This window comes from Candidatus Hydrogenedens sp., from assembly GCA_035361075.1.
Taxonomy (GTDB): Bacteria; Hydrogenedentota; Hydrogenedentia; order Hydrogenedentales; family Hydrogenedentaceae; genus Hydrogenedens.
In genome coordinates this window covers 1-2,937 of record DAOSBX010000072.1, presented here as the reverse complement: position 1 = coordinate 2,937, position 2,937 = coordinate 1, and the positions used below count along the sequence as shown (strand labels likewise).

Annotated in this window: 3 protein-coding genes; all 3 read left to right on the top strand. The window is 35.3% G+C overall.

Features of this window, described 5'->3' with window-relative positions; translation table 11 throughout:
- A partial coding sequence (locus tag PLJ10_13300) for an EF-hand domain-containing protein (GenBank protein ID HOK10622.1) occupies nt 1–848 on the top strand: 848 nt, incomplete at its 5' end.
- Between the two features lie 75 nt (nt 849–923).
- Complete coding sequence (locus PLJ10_13295) at nt 924–2,291, top strand: cellulase family glycosylhydrolase (protein HOK10621.1); 1,368 nt, start codon at nt 924–926, stop codon at nt 2,289–2,291.
- Nucleotides 2,292–2,540: 249 nt separating this feature from the next.
- The gene (locus PLJ10_13290; GenBank protein ID HOK10620.1) at nt 2,541–2,663 is read left to right on the top strand and encodes a hypothetical protein; all 123 of its coding nucleotides are present in this window, start codon (nt 2,541–2,543) and stop codon (nt 2,661–2,663) included.
- Nucleotides 2,664–2,937: the final 274 nt, after the last annotated feature.

The following is a 2,937-nucleotide window of genomic DNA, read 5'->3' as shown; positions in this document are numbered from 1 at the left end:
TATTAGATGCAAGTGCGATAGACAACGGAGGTGGTTGTGTATGGTGTGGTGAAGGTGCATCCCCAGAAGGAGAAGGCATTTGGGAAGGTTTCCCCGAAGGCACAACAGAAGGCGAGGGTGAAGGGGAAAAACTTAGTTCATTAACGGTTATAATTACTCCAGAAGAAGCGATACTTAATGGGGCACAGTGGCAGGTTGAAGGGAATGAAATTTGGAACAATAGTGGTGACAAGGTGGAAAACTTATATGCAGGCAATTATAAGGTTACATTCAGTCAGCCCATTGGGTGGTCTACGTCAGAGTATATTATTGTAGAAATTGGCGAGCATGAAGACAAAGTGATTGAAGTTAAATATTGGGAATCTGGCGGAATATTGATACATATTTACCCTTACGAGGTAGTTAATTTAGGGGCTAAATGGAAAGTAATAAATCAAACGGATTGGCTAAACCCTGGCGAACTTATAATACTTTCTTTGGGCTGGTATGATGTTGTTTTCAGTGATATAGAAGGTTATGTTACGCCATCTCAGAGGAGGCTTTATATTCCACATGGGGCTTATTTAAATCTAAACATTAATTATAGAAAAGAGACTGAATTAGACAAAAAACAAGAAAGAAACCTCGTATTACAGATTTGGTCTACTTTTAGTTATTGCGATATAGATGGAGATGATTATCTAACGTATGAGGAAATAGTTGGACGTTATCCTGAATTTACAATGAGCCTTTTTGAAGAACTTGATAAAGATAAAAACAAGAAAATATCAAAAGAAGAACTTGAACATTATATAAAGGAGACGGATAAAAATATCTGCGGAATAAACATTATTTCATGTAATAACTAAGAAAATCTTAGGGGCTGATATTAAAATTATTAATATTTTACAAGCAGGGATTTGCTTGAGAAGGTAAGGTGTTTTATGTTTCACAACTCCCAAAAATCACGTTTATTCATTTTATTTTCTTGTGTGTCATTCATTTTTTTAATGACTATCTTATGTGTCTCAATTTATGGATTGAGTAAGGTTAGCCAGTTTCATACAGCGGATAGGAACCAAGACAAGAAAATAGATTTTTCTGAGTTATCCCGAGTAATTCAGTTTTATAATTTTAAATTCTATCATTGTGACCCACAAGGTGAGGATGGATATAATCCTGGTTCGGGTGACCAGACATGTGAGCCTCATGATAGCGATTATGAACCTACAAGTCCATGGAGAATATCATTGATAGAATTGCTTAGACTAATTCAGTTTTATAATTTGTGTGGTTATGAAGAGAGTTCGACACCTACAGAAGATGGGTATAAACCAGTTCTTTGTTCTGCAAATGAAGGGGAAAATGAAGGAATACGTGAAGGTGAAGGTGCAACAGAGGGAGAATATATTTTTAAAAAGTTTTCTGGTGTGAATCTCCCATGGATTAACTACGGTTGGGATTTAGGAGAGAATCCATACAACCCTGAACAGCATGGAGGTTTTAGTTCAAATATTGAAATTTTGAATCAAGATTTTCAGTTTCTTAAAGACCATGGTATAAATCAAGTTCGCGTATTCCTTTTTTGCGATGGTCGTGCTGGCATTATTCAGGAAGGTATGAATTTTCGATTTGATGAACGTGTTATTTCCGATATGGATGCTCTTGTCTCTGTAGCCCAGACATTTAGAGTACAGTTAATACCAGTTTTACTTGATTATTTAATTGCCAATGGTGTCAATGATGCAAAGAACGGTGCTCTTGGTGAACATCCAGACTGGTTAACCACCTATCGTCAGGGATTAATCACCCTCCTGAGTGATTTTGTCAGCACCTATGCACATTCGCAAACCATTACCGCATGGGACCTTATGAATGAGCCAGAATTTACATTTCTGAATAAAGGTGGTGTCCTGACGCAATCAGAGGTTACCACATTCCTTCAAGAACTTATTTCTGCAATTCGAATTAAAAGCGGAGATTCAGTAAAGATTACATTAGGTAGTGCACAACGTGATTATATGATAGAATATTGGCGAGACCTTGGACTTGATATGTACCAATTCCATTATTATGCTAAAATGGAAGTGGGGATGCCATTAGATTTTCCAGTAGAATCATTGCTTCTTGACCGACCTGTTATTATTGGTGAAGTCGAACCTCTTGATGTTTACTCACAACTCGGTATTATAGAACAGAATGGGTATATGGGTGCACTATTCTGGAGTCTCCGAAAAGTAGACGAATATGACTTTGCTTCCAAAGCAAACTCATATAAAGACTACTTTAATCGTTCTGGTAAGAATAGATAAGAGTGATTATATACATATTTTTTATGCCCCTGTTCATTTTTTAGAGATAGATAAAGTTGAAACATAGACATCGCACTTCTGAAAAAATATTCACATTATAAAGAGTAAGGCAAATATCTTGTGTGTAAAGAAACATTTAAGGGATTTATGGCTAAAAGAATAACAGAAGAGGACTTACACCAATAAGGAGGGTTTATAGAATAATCAGACTGTGTTGTATGATGAAAAACTTCTTTTAGGGGAGCAGGGATGCTCCCGATACATGTAAATTTAGGAAAGAAATTAACCACAGAGGACACGGAGATGAGAGGAGGGAATGATAAGAATCGGCTCTGTGGTTCTCTGTGGTTAGATTTTCTTTGCCGTATGTAATTGCGAAGTAAAAGACACACGCAGAAGTGGCTGGGATACTATAAATATTTTTTTACGAGGATCAAAAAAAAATCAATTTAAAAAATGATGATATTAAAGTTGAATTTTATTTTTTTATTTTGGCAAAATTATAATAATGTTATATCATAAACATGTATAATGCAGTTTATTAGTGAGAATAGTTTTAAAATAATGAGTAAATGTAAAACATAAAAAAAACAATTTAACCTTTTTCAATACTCTTTTTTTGACGGCAACAGAAGAAGATAGTAGA